The organism is Bradyrhizobium sp. KBS0727, assembly GCF_005937885.2.
GTDB lineage: Bacteria > Pseudomonadota > Alphaproteobacteria > Rhizobiales > Xanthobacteraceae > Bradyrhizobium.
Map to the genome: position 1 here is coordinate 589276 of NZ_CP042176.1, position 15781 is coordinate 605056.

13 protein-coding genes are annotated in these 15781 nt (G+C 63.2%); 3 read left to right on the forward strand and 10 right to left on the reverse strand.

The genetic code is table 11. The features are described 5' to 3' along the window. The 5 genes from FFI89_RS02795 to FFI89_RS02815 all read right to left on the reverse strand — a co-directional run bounded on the left by FFI89_RS02795 (window position 1) and on the right by FFI89_RS02815 (window position 6290). Window positions 1-1062 (reverse strand): ABC transporter ATP-binding protein, encoded by a 1062-nt coding sequence (locus FFI89_RS02795; protein ID WP_138832696.1) that lies wholly within the window; start codon window positions 1060-1062, stop codon window positions 1-3. 154 nt (window positions 1063-1216) lie between these two features. Continuing rightward, window positions 1217-2401 (reverse strand): alanine--glyoxylate aminotransferase family protein, encoded by a 1185-nt coding sequence (locus FFI89_RS02800; protein ID WP_138832698.1) that lies wholly within the window; start codon window positions 2399-2401, stop codon window positions 1217-1219. 198 nt (window positions 2402-2599) lie between these two features. Beyond that, window positions 2600-3349 carry an LssY C-terminal domain-containing protein gene (locus tag FFI89_RS02805; protein WP_138836041.1) on the reverse strand — a complete coding sequence of 250 codons (750 nt, stop codon included), beginning with the start codon at window positions 3347-3349 and terminating at the stop codon, window positions 2600-2602. A 222-nt stretch (window positions 3350-3571) separates the two neighbouring features. Continuing rightward, entirely contained in the window at window positions 3572-4297 is a 726-nt protein-coding gene (locus tag FFI89_RS02810; RefSeq protein WP_138832700.1) for a thermonuclease family protein, read from the reverse strand. Window positions 4298-4562: 265 nt separating this feature from the next. After that, complete coding sequence (locus FFI89_RS02815) at window positions 4563-6290, reverse strand: hypothetical protein (RefSeq protein WP_138832702.1); 1728 nt, start codon at window positions 6288-6290, stop codon at window positions 4563-4565. A gap of 464 nt (window positions 6291-6754) precedes the next feature. On the opposite strand from FFI89_RS02815, the gene FFI89_RS02820 reads away from it, so the two are divergent. Next, window positions 6755-7594, forward strand: a complete 840-nt coding sequence (locus tag FFI89_RS02820; RefSeq protein WP_138832704.1) for a caspase family protein — start codon at window positions 6755-6757, stop codon at window positions 7592-7594. Between the two features lie 310 nt (window positions 7595-7904). On the opposite strand, the gene FFI89_RS02825 is transcribed toward FFI89_RS02820, so the two are convergent. Then, window positions 7905-8807 carry an efflux RND transporter periplasmic adaptor subunit gene (locus FFI89_RS02825; RefSeq protein WP_138832706.1) on the reverse strand — a complete coding sequence of 301 codons (903 nt, stop codon included), beginning with the start codon at window positions 8805-8807 and terminating at the stop codon, window positions 7905-7907. A 182-nt stretch (window positions 8808-8989) separates the two neighbouring features. Here FFI89_RS02825 and FFI89_RS02830 point away from each other — a divergent pair, with 182 nt between their 5' ends. Both FFI89_RS02830 and FFI89_RS02835 read left to right on the forward strand, forming a co-directional pair. Next, window positions 8990-9223, forward strand: coding sequence for an AbrB/MazE/SpoVT family DNA-binding domain-containing protein (locus FFI89_RS02830; RefSeq protein ID WP_138832708.1), 234 nt, complete (start codon window positions 8990-8992; stop codon window positions 9221-9223). Then, window positions 9220-9624: a PIN domain-containing protein gene (locus FFI89_RS02835; protein WP_138832710.1), complete on the forward strand. Its 405-nt coding sequence runs from the start codon at window positions 9220-9222 to the stop codon at window positions 9622-9624. Before FFI89_RS02830 ends, FFI89_RS02835 begins: the two co-directional genes overlap by 4 nt. A gap of 61 nt (window positions 9625-9685) precedes the next feature. Here FFI89_RS02835 and FFI89_RS02840 read toward each other — a convergent pair whose 3' ends face one another. The 4 genes from FFI89_RS02840 to FFI89_RS02855 all read right to left on the reverse strand — a co-directional run bounded on the left by FFI89_RS02840 (window position 9686) and on the right by FFI89_RS02855 (window position 15664). Further along, window positions 9686-10114 carry a hypothetical protein gene (locus FFI89_RS02840; protein WP_138832712.1) on the reverse strand — a complete coding sequence of 143 codons (429 nt, stop codon included), beginning with the start codon at window positions 10112-10114 and terminating at the stop codon, window positions 9686-9688. After that, window positions 10101-10862, reverse strand: coding sequence for a type I restriction-modification system subunit M N-terminal domain-containing protein (locus FFI89_RS02845; protein ID WP_138832714.1), 762 nt, complete (start codon window positions 10860-10862; stop codon window positions 10101-10103). The genes FFI89_RS02840 and FFI89_RS02845 overlap by 14 nt, the downstream gene beginning before the upstream one ends. Before the next feature lie 608 nt (window positions 10863-11470). Continuing rightward, window positions 11471-12430, reverse strand: a complete 960-nt coding sequence (locus tag FFI89_RS02850; protein ID WP_138831594.1) for an IS110 family transposase — start codon at window positions 12428-12430, stop codon at window positions 11471-11473. Between the two features lie 780 nt (window positions 12431-13210). Beyond that, on the reverse strand, window positions 13211-15664 hold the full coding sequence (locus FFI89_RS02855; RefSeq protein ID WP_138832716.1) for an adenylate/guanylate cyclase domain-containing protein: 2454 nt from the start codon (window positions 15662-15664) through the stop codon (window positions 13211-13213). Between the last annotated feature and the right edge of the window lie 117 nt (window positions 15665-15781).

Here is a 15781-nt window from a genome sequence, read left to right on the forward strand (position 1 = left end):
TCACCGGCTCAACGCGCGGCAGCGGTCGGGCGGCAGTGTCAGCCAGACCTCGCTGCCTTTGCCGACATTGGTTTCGGTCGGCGTGGTGACACGCAGCGCCGTGCCATCAGCGACTTCGACCATGTAGTCGCGCGCGGCGCCGAGAAAGACCTGACGGGTGACGACGGCCTTGATCGTGTTGTCGGGCGACGCCGGCGCCTGCGTCGAAAGTCCGATGTCGTGCTGGCGGATCGCAACCGCTGCACTCTGGCCCGCCGTGAGCGGCGCACCGATCACCTGCAGGGTCGCGCCCGCGAACGAAACATGGTTGCCGTCGCGCGCGGTGCCCTTGATGACGTTGCTGGCGCCGATGAAGCGCGCGACGAATTCTGATTCCGGCCGTGCGTAAATGTCTTCCGGCGAGCCGAGCTGGTCGATTTTGCCGCCGTTCATGACCGCGATCAGGTCGGCGGTGGTCATGGCCTCGGACTGGTCGTGGGTGACATAGACCGTCGTGTAACGGTATTCGTCGTGCAGCCTGCGGATCTCGAACCGCATCTCCTCGCGCAGATTGGCATCGAGATTCGACAAGGGTTCGTCGAGCAGCAGCGTTTCGGGCTCGACGATCAAGGCGCGCGCCAGCGCCACGCGCTGCTGCTGGCCGCCGGAAAGTTCGCCGGGATAGCGTTGCGCCAGCGGCTCGAGCTTGGTGGTGGCGAGAATGGCCGCGAGCTTTTTCGCGATGGTGTCGCGGTCCATTTTGCGCAGCCGCAGGCCATAGACGATGTTTTCGGTGACCGTCATATGCGGCCACAGCGCGTAGCTCTGGAAGATCATCGACATCTTGCGCTGCTCGGGCGGCAGCGTGCGCGCTTTCGAGGATACCAGCCGGTCGCCGACATGGATTTCGCCGTCGGAAGGCTCCAGGAAACCCGCCATCAGCCGCAACGTCGTGGTCTTGCCGCAGCCCGATGGTCCCAACAGGCAGACCAGTTGCCCGTGATCGATCCGCAGCGAGACGTCATCGACCACCGCAAGCGCACCGAAGCGCTTGGTCAGGCCGCGCAAATCAACGGACGCCAATCGGATTCCTCCAGCATTTTCTGGCGCGGATCAGCGTCCGGCGCTTGTATTCTTGTATGCCAGTATAAGCACAGAAAATGCCGGGAGGAACAGCCGTCGTAAGACGAACGGCTGCAAGTAATTTAGCCCTCCCAGAATGGAGAAGGCTAAATCGTCACGCACTCACGCTTTCGCCGAGATATTCGATCGCGGCTTCGGTTCCGCCCTTGCCATGCGGCACATCGAGCGCATTGAGGGCGACTTCGATGACGCCGAGCGTGCCCAGGATCATCGGGGCGTTGACGTGGCCCATATGGGCGATCCGGAAGGCCTGTCCCGAGAGGTCGCCGATCCCGGTGCCGAGCACCACGCCGCATTTCTCCTTGCAGTAGCGCTGCAGCGCAGCAGGATCATGCCCGTTCATCGTCACCGTCGTGACCGTGTTGGAGCGCTCGTTCGCCTCGGCAATGTTGAAGCCGAGCACCTGGCCCTCGGCCCAGACCGAAACCGCGCGGCGCACCGCTTCGGCGAGCAGACTGTGGCGCAGGAAGGCGTTTTCCAGCCCCTCCGAATGGAGCATGTCGATCGCCTTGCGCAGCGCGAACAACAGATGCACCGGCGCGGTGCCGGAATATTTGCGGTAGTGCTCGCTGCCGTCGCGCTCGGTCCAGTCCCAATAGGGCGTGCGCAGGTTGGCCTTCTTGTGCACCTCGCGGGCGCGGTCGTTGGCGGCGACGAAGCCGAGGCCGGGCGGGGTCATCAGGCCCTTCTGCGAACCGGACATCGCGACGTCGATGCCCCACGCATCCATTTCGAACGGCATGCAGCCGAGCGACGCCACCGTGTCGACCATGAACAGGGCCGGATGGCCAGAGGCCTTGATCGCCTTGCCGATGGCTTCGACGTCGTTATAGGCGCCGGACGCCGTGTCGACCTGCACCGCGACGATCGCCTTGATGCTGTGATCCTTGTCCTGCTTCAGCCGTGCCTCGACCTCGGCGGGTCGGATGGCGCGGCGCCAGTCGCCTTTCAGCACCTCGACATCGGCGCCCATCGCCTTGGCGGCCATGCCCCAGCCGATCGCAAAGCGGCCGCTTTCCAGCACCAGCAGCTTGTCGCCGCGCGACAGCACGTTGGAAAGCGTCGCTTCCCAGGCGCCGTGGCCGTTGGCGATGTAGATGTAGGAGTGGCCTTTGGTTTTGAACAGTTTGGAGAGATCGGCGAGCAGGCCGTGCGTCAGCTCCACCATCTCGTTGGAATAAATGTCGAGCGCCGGACGATGCATCGCCTGCAGCACTTCGTCGGGCATGGTGGTGGGCCCGGGGATGGCCAGAAATTCCCGGCCCGCGCGAACGGTCATTTTTTGGTTTTCCTTGTCGGAGATTTAGCGTCGAACATTCAGCCCTGAGTTCCACAATAGGCGATCGAAGCCGTCATTGCGAGCCACCCCAACCGTCATTCCGGGGCTCGCGAAGCGAGAACCCGGAATCTCGAGATTCTCAGGTGCGCAATTGCGCACCATAGTTCGCTTCGCGCCCCGGAATGACGGCAAAGGCCGTCATTTCGACACCGCATCGGCGATCGCGTGCCAGATCTGATCTTTCATCTCGGTCGCCGGCGGGCTCGGGATCGTCACCGCGGGCCCGTCGCGCTTCTTGCAGGCTTCGACCAGCCGCAGCACCCAGATCTCGCCGTCGGTGTAATAAAGGTCGCCGCCGCCATTGTGGCCGGCGAACGTCGGCCCAATGCCGGTGACCTGATATTTGGCGTCGACCATGCCGGCGTTCTCCAGATCGGCCGCCAGCAGCGCGCGTTCGGCGTCGAGGTCGGCGCTGATGTGGTGGGTCACCGCCACCGTGTATTTGCTGACGCCGACGCCACGGTCCTCCGTCGCCGCCCCCAGCCACACCGGACGCTTCTCCTCGCCCTCCGCCAGCACCTTCCAGTAGCGGACATGGTTGCGCCGATCGGCGTTTTGGCCGATCGGCTTTTCAAAGGCGAGGTCCTCGCGGCGGCCGAGGTAATAAAGATGGCTCACCGGCGCGTCCCTGTAGGGCCGGTCGAGCAGCACGGAGCCGACGATCTCGATCGACGATTTCAGCGTGATCGGATCGGCCGGGTACCAGCCGGCCGCGTGCATCGCACAGACCACGTCGCCGATGTCGCCGACCAGGCCGACATTCATGGGATCGCCGGGAATGCCCTGGCCGGTGCGCGTCACCATCGGCAGGTTGGCGAGGCCTTTCTGGTGCTCGTAGTGGGTCCAGAACAACGGCAGCAGCAGATAAGCCAGTGCGGTGTAGACCATGACGACGGCGAGCGAGAGCAGCAGAATGCGCTCCAGCCGCGAATGTTGTCGTAGTCGCTGCGATTCCAGTTCGTCGTAGAGGTCGGACACGGGGCGTTACTCTTGGCTTCATCCTTCGAGACGGCGCTACGCGCCTCCTCAGGATGAGGGAGAGACTTTGAATTCCTCATGGTGAGGAGCGCGGCAACGCCGCGCGTCTCGAACCATGGAGGCCCACAACCGCTAGCGCTTGGTCTCCCGGCAGCCGGCGGCTTCGGCCTCGTCGACCGAGCAGAACCAGCGCGTGCCCTTGCTGATCTTCATCTGGATCCGTGCATACCAGCGGCTCGTCGGCGTGTGGTAGATGCATTCGCCCGAGGTGTTGACGTTGCCCTTGATGGTGCAGTCGGGCGAGGGCGCGACCGGACCGGAGGCCGAAGCCAGCAGGATCGTCGAGGCATTTTCCGGCGGCTTGGCGGCGCCGAGAATGGTGGTCTTCTTGTTGCGGGCGCGCCAGTCCCACGGCGCGATGAAGGCGCCCTGCCACATCCCGGCCTTGGCCTCGCGCGCGGCCTTCTCGTCGGCGTCGTAGTCGTGGCTGATGCGGGTGTAGGACAGCGCCCAGCCATTTCCGACCAGCCACTTCTGGATGTCCTCGCCCTCGACCTCGCATCGCGCCACGGTGTGGCCGCGGCGGTCGGTGTTTCTGGGATGACAGGTCCAGCTCTTGTTGCCGACATGCTTGATCAGTTCGTCGCGGGCGGCGACGCCGCAGGTCCAGCGCTCGCCCGAATTGTTCAGGCAGAGCTGGTCTACCGCCGGCGCGTCAATTCCGCCCAAGCGAATGCGGCTGTTGCCGATCTGGATATGGTCGCCTTCGCGGATTTTCGGCACGCCTGATATGTCGGCCGCCTGGGCCAGGACCGGCAGCAGCGAGAGGATGGCGGCGAGCAAGAACTTCGATGTCATCGGCAATCCCGAAAGTGAGCGCAAAAGGCCTCGATCAAATCTGCGCAATCCAGACCTGCCTATTCATTGTGCGGGCATTGCGACCGGCTTGCCAACAGCCGGGCCGACGCCCGCCTTCAACTTCCCGTCATTGTCGTTGTCATTCCCCGGTGCGCAATTGCGCACCTGAGGGCGATGCGTCAGCATCGAACCCGGAATCTCGAGATTCCCCGGGGTGCAATCGCACCCCTGAGGTCTGGTCCTTCGGACCATCCCGGAATGACAGTCATCCACTCGCCATTTTCCTCCGTGCCAGCGCCAGCCCCATCAGCACGAACGCTGACGTCACCTCGGGGCCGCCGACCAGAATCCGCGTCGGGGTCTTCATCTTGTTCCACTCATAGGCCTTGTAGGGCCCATGCCGGCCGCCTTCGCCGAAACTCGCGACAATGCACGCCAGCGCCGGGGTAAAGGTCGCAACATCGGCGCCGAGATGCGCCAGCGCCATCAGCGCCAGCGCCGCATCGAACGCGTTCATCTCCCGGGTAATCAGCTCACCCTCGACATAGGCCAGCACCTTGCCTTTGATGAAATCGAAACTGCCGCCGGGATCGATCGCCTGCCGCGCCGCCAGCGGCAATGCCATGAACGCGGCATGGCAGCGGCCGAAATAGGCCGAATAGAGTTCGGGCAGATAATAGATATGCGTGCGCGGGTTGGCGAACGCGCTGTTTTCGGCCAGCTTGCGCTGGAAGCCGATGATGCGGTGCACGGTTTCCAGCCGCTGCGGCGTCTCGAGGATGTTCCAGCGGGCGAGGTTGCGGAAACTTACCTCGAGAATGTCGAGATTGAGTGTCGGATCGAGGTCGTTGCCGTAGGGCCGGTCGCCGGCGAGATTGTCGATCCAGGTGACGACGCCGCCCTCGTAATCGACATGGTCGTTCAAGGGCACCGTGACGCGCGGTTCGTTGGCGCCCTCGCGCACCTGGTAGCCGCGGTAGAAGTCGAGCAGCGGCTGATCGAGGATCGGATCGGTCGAGCCGGCCTGGGTCGCGGCCGAGAACGAGCACGCCGTGGTGTCGCAATCCGGCACGTAGATGCCGAAGCCGAGATCCTGCTTGATCTGCGCGAAGAAGCGCGAGAACCGCGGCCCCGACCCGGGCGCCAGCGCGGTGATGACCTTGACCGTCGAGCCGTCGTGCGAGGGCACTTCCTCGGCGCTGGTCTTCAGGCAAAACTCCACCATCTCCGCAATCGCGCGCTGCGACGCCGCGGTCTCTTCGCCCGAGGCGAGCCCGGTCTCGACAAAGCTCAGCAGCGCCTCGGTGAAGAAGGCGTCGTAATAGGCCGAGCGGTGCCGGATCTGCATCGGCTCCCACATCGGCTCGGCGATCCCCCGCCAGGGCGGGTTGATCAGCGCGCGCGCCGGCGAATGCGCGATGAAGATCCGCGCCAGGTTGAACAGCAATGTCGAGTTCTTGTAGCCGCGGGCATTCAGCCCGGTCAGCGCCATCAGCATCTCGCGCCCGCCCACATCGGGGTCGCCGAGCAGGTTGAACGCCGCATAGGTGGGGATGAAGCCGTTTTTCGAGAACGAGCCCAACAGATGCGCGCCGCAGCGGCGGATCACGCGCTCGATCTCGGCCATGCCGGGCGCGCGGGCGGTGGCCGTGACCTTGGCCGGCTCCGGGTGGCACACGTCGATATCGGCCATCAGCTCGGCGATCGGGGCGCCGACCGCGGCCCAGTCCGGCTCGGCGGCGTCGCGGGCATGGGTCAGCGCCGCGCGCAGCCGCTGCAGCCGGGCTTCATCGTTCAGGGCCGGCAGCCCGGTGCGGCGGAGCAACGGCCGCAGCGCCGGGTTGCCGAGCGCGGTCTTGTAGAACTTGCCGAGATGGGGGTCGCCGCCGCGGTAGTTCAGCAGCACGGGATCGCAGACGTCGTACAGCGACGGGCCGTCCTTCCGGGCGGTCAGCGCGCGGAACGCCGCGCCGGCGAAATACTGGAAGCCCATGCCGTTTCTTTCAGCCGGAACGGTGAACCGAGGCGTCTTTATTCATAGGGCATGATCCCGAAAAGTGGGTACCGGTTTTCGGAAAAGATCATGCCCAGCTTCAGAAGGCATGATCCCGAGAAGTGGGTACCGGTTTTCGGACAAGACCATGCCCCCCTAACAAAAATGCCCACCGCCGGCCGGACGCGGCCTGCAAGCCCTTGAAAACTATACAAGTTGGCGGGAAACACAAATGTGATGAAGGTCACATAATCCAGCCCCGGGTTCCGGCCACCATCCGCCGCCATCGGCTCCATGCGCCAAAGGAGGTTGCCCCGGCGAGCGCTGCGGGTTAAGGGTTTCTTTGTTGCAGTGCCGCAAATTGCGCGCAATTCGACGGCACAGATTTGGCAACCCCTCAAACCTAACCGGCATTGGCGCGACTAATTGGCGCGCGCGCTGGAAAACGATTGGGAATGGAAACGATGAATTTGACCCAAGCCCGCATCTCCCGCCGCCCCGTCACCATTGCCGCCGCTTTGGTTGGCCTGGTGTCGCTGGCGATCGGCGCCCATGCGGCGTTGAACAAGCGCTCGCTCGAGGCCGCCAAGGCTGTTGGCACCGAGCAGACCGGCTCGATCGGCAAGGATGCATCGCGCGTCGCCCTCGTCATCGGCAATGGCCATTATCCGGATGCTGCCGCGCCGCTGGCGCAGCCGATCAACGACGCCCGCGGCCTGACCGCGGCGCTGCGCGCCCAGGGCGTTGACGTCGACGTGGTGGAAGACGCCACCAAGGACGACATGGTCCGCGCCATCGAGCGGATGAAGTCCAGGATCAGCAAGGACACCGTGGTGATGCTGTTCTTCGGCGGCTACGGCATCCAGGTCGGCCGCGAGAGCTTCATGATCCCGGTCGATGCCACGATCTGGAAGGAAAGCGACGTCCGCCGCACCGGCGTCAGCATCGAGCAGGCGCTGGACGCGATGACCGAGAAGGGCGCCAAGGCCAAGCTCGTCGTCGTCGACGCCTCCCGCCGCAATCCCTATGAGCGCCGCTTTCGCTCGTTCAGCCACGGCCTCGCGCCGATCTCGCCGCCGGAAAACGCGCTGGTGCTGTCGGCCGCCACGCCGGGCACCGTGACCGATGACGGCAAGGGCCAGTACAGCGTGCTGGTGACCGAGCTGCTCAACAATCTGAATGCGCAGACCGGCGCCGAGACCGCCTTCAACAAGACCCGCGTCGCCATCTCCCGCGCCTCTGAAGGCGAGCAGGTGCCGTCGGTCTCGTCGTCGCTCTTGGAAGACGTCCGCATCGGCGGGTAAGCGCGCAACTGTCGTCCTGCGAACGCAGGCGATCACAACATCATGTTCGTCATCATGGTCGGGCAAAAGCGCGAAGCGCGTCTTCGCGCTAGGTGACCCGGCCATCTACGTTTTCTCTCGGCTTGCTCCGCTGCACCTCTCCCGCTTGCGGGGGAGGTCGACACGCGCAGCGTGGCGGGTGGGGGAAACTCTATCCTCTCGACGAGCTGCTTCGGAGAGGCACCCCCACCCCGACCCTCAAAGAGCGAGCTTTGCTCGTCTCGGCCCGCAAGCGGGAGAGGGAGCGCACCTTCATCGCCGACGTATCGAGTTACTTCACATCCGCGGCCGTCACCGCGCGCACCGGATCGCCTTCGCGCAGCAGCGCGCCGGCGCGGGCCACCACGACATCGCCTTCGACCAGTTGCGAGCCTTCGCGGATCTCGACCTGGCCGCCCGACATCAATCCGGTTTCCACCCGCCGCGTTTCGACGCGGGCGCGCCGCACCACCTGCACCACGGTGCCGGCGGAACCATAGAGAATGGCCGTCAGCGGCACCGACAGGCCGCAGCTCTGCCCGGTCGTGATCAGCGCGCGGCCCGAGGAATTCACCAGCAGCCGCCGGTTGGTGGTGATGCCGATGAAGGCCTGGCCGAGCTGGCTGTCCGGCTGCACGGTGGTCGACAGCCGCCGCACCTTGCCGTCGACCTCGCCGACGCCGATCACCTTGATCCGCGCGGGCTGGTTGACCGCGAGCTTGGAAATATCGCGCGTCGGCACCAGGCCGACCAGGTCGAACTCGCTGCGCGCGATCACCGAAAACAGCGCCTCGCCCTTGCCCGAAGCCACAGCACCAACCGCCGCCGTCGAGGCCGAAATCAGCCCCGCCACCGGCGTCTGCACCGTCGCCGTGCCGCCCTCCGGCAAGGTCAGCCGCGCCAGCACCTGGCCGGCGGTGACGCTGTCGCCGGCATCCGCCAGCACCTCGGAAACCTTCAGCCCCATCCGCTCGGGCCGCACCTGCGTCTCCTCGCGCGGAATGATGGTGCCGGACACCTCGACAATATTGGCAAAACAGGATTTCGCGGCTTTGAGCACCGTGACCGCGGCGCCCTTGGGCACGACTTCGGGATCGTCGGCGGCGAGGGTGGGGGAGGCGGTGAGGGAGAGCAGGCCAGCCACCGCCGAGACGAAGAATATTCGCGACGAGGCGAACGCGCTGAAATAAGGCATCGGCAATCCAGTCTCGGTTTACGGGTCATGGATATCAGAAGGGCGGCGGCGGAGCCAAGGACCATGGGTTTCATTGGATTTGGCCTTTCCGCACACCATTTTCCGGCTTCGCGACCGACTTGAAACTCCATGATATCCTCATATAATATACAAATATCAAATGTATATCACGGAGGCGCCGCATGCAGGTTTCCAAATGGGGTAATAGCCTCGCCGTTCGCCTGCCCAAGGCGCTGGTCGAGCAGCTCGGGCTGAAGGAAGGCGACGAGTTGAATGTCGTCGCCGCCAGCAGCGACACCCTCGCGGTCGAGACCAAAGAGGCCAGGCGGTTGCGTGCGCTCGCTAACATCCGCGCGCGAAACTGGACGTTGCCGGCGGACTACAAGTTCGACCGCGACGAGGCCAACGAGCGGTGAGCGCGTTTCTCGACACCAACATTCTCGTCTACGCGCAGCAGACCGGCCGCAAGGCGGAGGTCTCACAAAATCTGATCGCTGAAGGCGGCACGATCAGCGCCCAGGTTCTCAACGAGCTGGTGAATGTACTGCGCAAGAAGCTGGGCCAAAGCTTCGGTGAAATCGCCGCGGTGCTCGACGATATCGACAACGCGCTCGATCCCGCGCGTCCCCTGACCGCGCAGAATTGCCGCAGCGCGCTTGCCCTTGCCGGCGAGCACGGCCTTTCGTTCTACGACGCGCTGATCGTCGCCTCGGCCATCGAAGCCGGCTGCCACACGCTCTACAGCGAGGACATGCAGCACGGCCGCACCATCGGCGCGCTGACGATCCGGAATCCGTTTAACGAAGGGGTGCGGTGAGGGCTTGCGCGTAGGCGGTGATGCAAAGTGGCGGCAGGAACATCGCCTTGGGAAGGTTTGTCTACTTGGGATTCTCTTCGGCCTTTGCGCCCGCACGCAGTCGCTCATAAATCTCACGCATCAAATGGGCAGATGCTACGTCACGGAATGACGCATCCTGCATGATCCGGTCGAATATCTCTTCGTTTCCTTCCATCCGATCAATGAAAAGCCCTTCATCCTCCATTTCATAGCCAAGACCGCTTTCGCGTCGGGGCAACTTTAGAAGAAGGAACCTGGCATAGGTATAGAATTTCTCCAGGTCGGAATCTTGATAAGGAATAATTTGCGACAGGAAAGAGTACAGATTGCGGAAGCTAACGAGTTTTACCTTGAATTCTTCCTGGTTCGCTTCGTAGAGCGATTTATAACGCTCGACTGCTTGGTCGAGAATCGCATTGAGCTGCTTATGCTCACCCGGCGTGGAATCCTTTCGGTTACGCCTCGTCATTATAATCTTGCCCGAACAAGGTCAGATGAGCCTGCGGATTCTGCTCACGAATGTACTCTTCCGAGACCGAGAGCATGCCACCCGTGCCGCAGGCGGGATCATAAATGGTCCGCGAAATGCCTGGCACGTGAATATCTTCATCGCCGGTATAGAGCACATGCGCCATTAGCTGAATTACTTCGCGCGGTGTGAAATGGTCTCCGGCCTCTTCATTGGCCTGTTCGTTGAATTTTCGGATCAAATATTCGAACACGTATCCCATTTCCAGGTTTGGAACCGTGTTGGGATGCAGGTCAAGTGTTGAAAACTCCTTGATAATCTCAAACAACATATTGTTCGCGTCGAGCTTTTCGATTTCGGCTTCGAATTCGAAGCGCTCGAAAATTTTACGGACATTGGGCGAGAACCCCTTGATGTAGTTCGTGAGGTTGCGGGCAATACCTGACGACTCGCCGAGTAGTTTTCCGAAAGTATACTTGCTAGTATTGAAAAGCGGCTGCTTGCGATCTTTGCTCGCAACTTTCGCGAGAGCTTTTTCAATCGCTTCCGGCGAAAGCTTCTTTGCCTTTAGCTTGTCGACCTGTTTAAGCACCTGATCCTTGGTCGGCTCCAGTACGCAATCGAGACGCCGAAGCACGATTAGCGGAAGCATCACTTTTCGGTACTGTGGAGGGCGATAGGGGCCGCGTAGTTTATTTGCTACGGACCAGATTTTGTCGGCGAGCCTTTGATGGCCTTCAGCGAGCATGGGAGGAGTATCCGAGATTGGAGTGATAACAACCTAGAATAGGTTTGAGTGAGCCCCTTGACCAGCGCCTATCTTGGCGTCGTCGTGTTTTGTGTCCTTCGCTGACGCGATGTCGCTTGTGATTGGGACAGGGCGCATCGTTAGAAAGTTTTTAAAGGCGACAGTTCGCCCGCATCTACCTCGGAAAAGGAATATATGCCGCATATTTCGAGCGGCACATATGAAGATCGTCACGGGCGTGGGAGGGGCGATAGTGTACGCGATGTTGAGCCCTCCTAAGGCCGGGTGCGTAGTGATCCTAGACAGCTGCTCTTCCGCAAATCTTGCCCGACGGGCAAATCAGTTCACGGCTTGGCGATTGATCGTGTCAATACCGAATCAAGAAAATGATCCTCTTTGAGAGTTGGTGGAATCAACCGCACAATGCATGCATCCCATCCCGCCAGAGCAACCATGCTGAGAAGTAGCCCGGCGATCGGGCGGCCTCAAGGCTGGCGCTGACGCGCCCCCGCCTTCGGCGGCTACGGCCTTGACCCCGCCCGCTCGTCGGTCTGTTGGCTTTCCATGCGCACGGTCGGAGACCGAGCGCAGTAAGTGCGCTCGCGCAGTCAACCCGTGGCGTGACGGCCGGGATTCCATTTCTGGCGGCGTGCGAGCATCGTGTTGAGAATGATGATCAGCTTGCGCATGCAGGCGACGAGCGCAACCTTGGGCTCCTTTCCCTTGGCAAGCAGACGCTGATAGAAGGCCTTGAGCACCGGATTACACTGCGTAGCTGCGCCGAGACAGGGCATGTAGAATGCGTTTCGCACCCAGCGGCGCCCGCCCTTGATGTAGCGCTCGCCGCGCCGCTTGCCGCTATCATCGTCGTAAGGGGCAACGCCGATCAGGGCGGCGGCGACCTCGTCGCTGACCTGTCCGAGCTCGGGCATTCCTGCAATGAGGATCGCGGACGTCACGTGCGCGAGGCCCGGAACACTCTCGATGATCTCGGCACGCTCGGCAAACTCCGGTGTGGCCTTGACCTTGGCAGAGATTGCGGCCTCGAGCTTGTCCATTTCGGCGGCGAGGTTCTTCAAGACACGCGCATAAGCCTTCCGGGCCGGTTCTGGGGCCGCATGCTCGTCCTGAGCCTGCAGGCGGATCTTGACGTCGACCAGGGCCGTGCGCGCTTTCGCCAGCGCCGCGAGTTCCTCACGCGCGGCATCAGGGGTCTGGCCCGGCGCCTGGCTGAACGTCTCGGCAAACCAGGCGATCATCTCCGCGTCGATCGGATCGTTCTTCGCCAAGCGTCCGGCCGACTGCGCAAAGCTGCGGACCCGCCTGGGATCGACGATCCGCACCTCGATGCCGGCTTTGTGCAGCACGTTGCGCCATTCCAGCTCGTAGCCGCCGCTTGCCTCCATCACCGCCTTGCCCACTTGGTATCTTCTCAGCCAGGCAACCAGCTTGCGATGACCTTGTGCGGTGTTCGGGAACGTTTGCCGCAACGTGAATCTGCGAATGCAGGCATCCACCTTGTCTTTGGCCACGTCAATACCGACGACAACGAGGTCGTTTTGTGCCATCTTCTACTCCCTTCCTTGCTCGGTTCGGGCTCGAAGCCCTTGCAACTATTCGGGTTGAGGAAGACCACCGGAGCTGTCCCTTGCTCTGATCTCAGGCTCTGCCGCCTTTGGGGCGTCACGGGCTCAGTTCCAGCGACGGGCGGTTTTGCGAGAACCGCCCGTTCGCACATTCTGGCAGATTTCGCGGACACAAGGGGCGTATCGCGATCGTCACGGCGTGGGAAGGGCTGCGGTGGACGCCAAAGGTCGCAAGACGAGGTGGCCTTTAGCGTACGGTGAAATCGTGTGGGTCTGACGCCCCGATGCAGGCGTCAAGTTCGAGGGCGGCTAACGCGGCCTGAGAGCGATGGTGTCACAAAAAGCAGGGTCACCAGGGCGATCACGTATAAGCCGTAAAGCCATTGCGCAGGGAAGGCCGGATGCCTCCGCCAAACCTGTATGCTCGGGCGCAGCATTCCTCTGCAACATTGCGCACGAGACCGCGGGTGCGGCGCGCACCCGGTCTTCCCTGCGCCCTCTGATTTTCGAGGGCAAGGTTACGAGCAAATCCTCGGGCGCGTGGCGCTGCGGGATGATTTGGCGTGTGTGGCTGTTTGATAATCAAATCCGGCCGTCATTCCGGGGCGATGCGAAGCCTCGAACTACGATGTGCAATTGCACATCGGAGAATCTCGAGATTCCGGGTCTGGTGCTAACGCACCATCCCGGAATGACAGTGGAGTGCGACGGCACCCGCCCGTCTTCGCCAAGGGGCTTCGCCGGGCCTGAACGCATTCGCGTTCAGGACTGCTTCTTCCGCCTTGCCGCCGCCGCCGCGGCATCCACCACGTTGTCGACCTCTTCGCGCCAGCTCAGAATCTCCGCGGCCAGCACCGGGTGATTGAAACCCTTGAGGTTGAGATCGTCGATCGCTCGGCCCTCGACCCAGGGTTCGACCATGCCGTAGACGCGCCGCGACACCACGATCTGGTTGGCCTTGGCTTCGTCGCACAGCCGCGACGCCAAATTGGTGACGCTGCCGATCGCGGCGTATTCCAGCCGCTGTTCGAAGCCGATCTGGCCGAGCGTGGCATAGCCGAGCGCGATGCCGATGCCGAAGCCGAGATTGTGGCCGCGGTTGCGCCACTTCTCGGTCAGCAGGCCGATGGTGTCGCGCATCTCCACCGACATCCGCACCGCGCGCGCCGTGTGGTCCTCGAACTGGATCGGCGCGTTGAACAGGATCATCACGCCGTCGCCGGCATAGCGGTCGAGCGTGCCTTCGTAGCGGAAGATCAGTTCGCCGAGCGCGGCGTGATATTCGCGCAGCACGTTCATCGCCTCTTCGGGCTCGGTCTGCTCGGTGAAAGCCGTAAAGCCGCGCAGGTCGCAGAACACCACCGTGACTTCGCGGCGGTGGCTGTCGAGCAGGCCTTCATGGCCGTCGGAGGACGCGATCAGTTGCGCCACCTGCGGTGCGAGGAAACGCTCGAGCCGGCGGATGCGCTCGATCTCGCCGAGCTGCGTCTCGACCCGCTGTTCCAGCGACTTGTTCCAGTCTTTGAGCTGGTCGGTCTGCTGCTGCAGCTTGTCGGCCTGCCGGCGCACCGTGTCATTCGCGGTCAGCAGTTCGCGGCTCTTGTGGTCCACCTCAGTGAACAGCCGCGCATTGCGCATCGCCAGCACCGCCTGGTGCGCAAAGGTTTTCATCAGCCCGATCAGGTTCGGCGAGAACTCGCCGGCGTTCCGCCGCAACACCACCAGCGAGCCCAAAATGCCCTGCTGGTCGACCAGCGGCACCACCAGCACCGAATGGAAGCCGGCGTCGACCGCCATGTCGCGCAGCGGATGCTCTGATGTCGCGTCGAGATTGGGTATAGAGATCGGCTCGCTGTTCGCCGCGGCGTCGCCGAGCGGGCTGCCGGCCTCGTCGATGGCGCGATGGCCGCCTTCGTCCGCACTGTCGATGCCGATCGCCTCGGTCAGGTTGAACTGGCGGTTCGCGGCGTCATAGCCGTAGATCAGCACCGCGTCGGCATGGGTAATCTCGAGCGCACGGGCGGCGACCGTCGGCAGCACCGCGTTGAGATCGAGCGAGGAGGCAACCGCGCGGCCGACTTCCTCGAGCACCTTGAGCTCGTTGATCGACTGCGCCAGATCGCGCGTCCGCTCCGTCACCTTCCATTCGAGATCGGAATATGTCTCCGCCAGCTGCCCCGCCATGCTGTTGAACTGGTTGGCGAGCTCTTCGAGTTCGTCGGATGTCTTCACCTCGATGCGGTGGCCGAACTCGCCGGCGCCGAGACGACGTGCGCCGGCGCGCAATGCCGTGATCGGCACCAGCATGCGGCGCGCCATGATGGTGCCGGCGATGATCGCGACCACGAGGCCGAGCGCGATCAACAGCGCGATCCGCGCCAGCTGGTCGCGGATCGGCGTCAGCGCCTGCGCGGTCGGCTGTTCGTAGAACACGTGCCAGCCGAGCTTCGGCACCGGGCTCGACGTGGTCAAAACGTCATGACCGGCGCCGTCGGTGCCGGTCGAAAGCGCTGCGCCGCCGGGCTTGATTAAGGCTGCGACCTGCGGCAGCGCGGACAGGATCTTGCCGACTTCGGGCCCCTTCGACGAACTCGCCAGCACCTGGCCCATGCCGTCGACGATATAGGCAAAGGCCACCTTGCCGACCTGGGCGTCGCCGAGGAATTCGGTGAGGAAGTCGAGATCGATCTCGGCGACGGTGACGTTGGAATCGGAATGCGACAGCGCGATCGACATATACGGATGCTCGCCGCGGAAATACGGCGGCGAATAGCCGGTGCCGCGCGCGAAGGCTTCGGTGAAGGAGACGTCGCGGGAGAAATCGAGGTTGCTGCCGACATTGACGGTGCGGCGCGACAGCCGGAGCTGTTCGTGGCCGCGGGGGTCGAGCAGCGAAAGCTGGCTGACCTGGGGGACCTGCCGCAGCAGTTGCGCATAGTCGGCGCGGCGCAGCTCGATCGTGTTGGAATAGGCGCGGGTCGCCCAGGAAATCTGCCGCTCGAGGTCGGCCATCGATTGCTCGATGTGCCTGGCGGTGGCCTCCGCCTTCTCCGACATGCCGTCGTTGAGCGTGGTCTTGATGCCGCGGTAGCTGATCCAGATTTCCATCGCGCCGTTGACGGCCAGCACGAACACGACGAGGCCGACCAGGGCGATGACGTATTTGGCGAACAGGCCCTCGCGCAGGAACCAGATCTTATCCTTCACCCCGCTCATCCGGACCCTCGTGCGCCATGCCTCGAAAGGCGCATCAGCCTCGTTGCCGCAAGTGGGCCCCGTGGGGAGGCGCGCATGGGGTCCGTTCTAGCACGAATTGGGGCCCCCGACCGGCTC

Bases quoted from the DNA above. Each gene is read 5' to 3' on its own strand.
- FFI89_RS02800 (WP_138832698.1), bottom strand. From the start codon at position 2,401: ATGACCGTTCGCGCGGGCCGGGAATTTCTGGCCATCCCCGGGCCCACC.
- FFI89_RS02805 (WP_138836041.1), bottom strand. From the start codon at position 3,349: ATGGTCTACACCGCACTGGCTTATCTGCTGCTGCCGTTGTTCTGGACC.
- FFI89_RS02810 (WP_138832700.1), bottom strand. From the start codon at position 4,297: ATGACATCGAAGTTCTTGCTCGCCGCCATCCTCTCGCTGCTGCCGGTC.
- FFI89_RS02815 (WP_138832702.1), bottom strand. From the start codon at position 6,290: ATGGGCTTCCAGTATTTCGCCGGCGCGGCGTTCCGCGCGCTGACCGCC.
- FFI89_RS02820 (WP_138832704.1), top strand. From the start codon at position 6,755: ATGAATTTGACCCAAGCCCGCATCTCCCGCCGCCCCGTCACCATTGCC.
- FFI89_RS02825 (WP_138832706.1), bottom strand. From the start codon at position 8,807: ATGCCTTATTTCAGCGCGTTCGCCTCGTCGCGAATATTCTTCGTCTCG.
- FFI89_RS02830 (WP_138832708.1), top strand. From the start codon at position 8,990: ATGCAGGTTTCCAAATGGGGTAATAGCCTCGCCGTTCGCCTGCCCAAG.
- FFI89_RS02840 (WP_138832712.1), bottom strand. From the start codon at position 10,114: ATGACGAGGCGTAACCGAAAGGATTCCACGCCGGGTGAGCATAAGCAG.
- FFI89_RS02845 (WP_138832714.1), bottom strand. From the start codon at position 10,862: ATGCTCGCTGAAGGCCATCAAAGGCTCGCCGACAAAATCTGGTCCGTA.
- FFI89_RS02850 (WP_138831594.1), bottom strand. From the start codon at position 12,430: ATGGCACAAAACGACCTCGTTGTCGTCGGTATTGACGTGGCCAAAGAC.
- FFI89_RS02855 (WP_138832716.1), bottom strand. From the start codon at position 15,664: ATGAGCGGGGTGAAGGATAAGATCTGGTTCCTGCGCGAGGGCCTGTTC.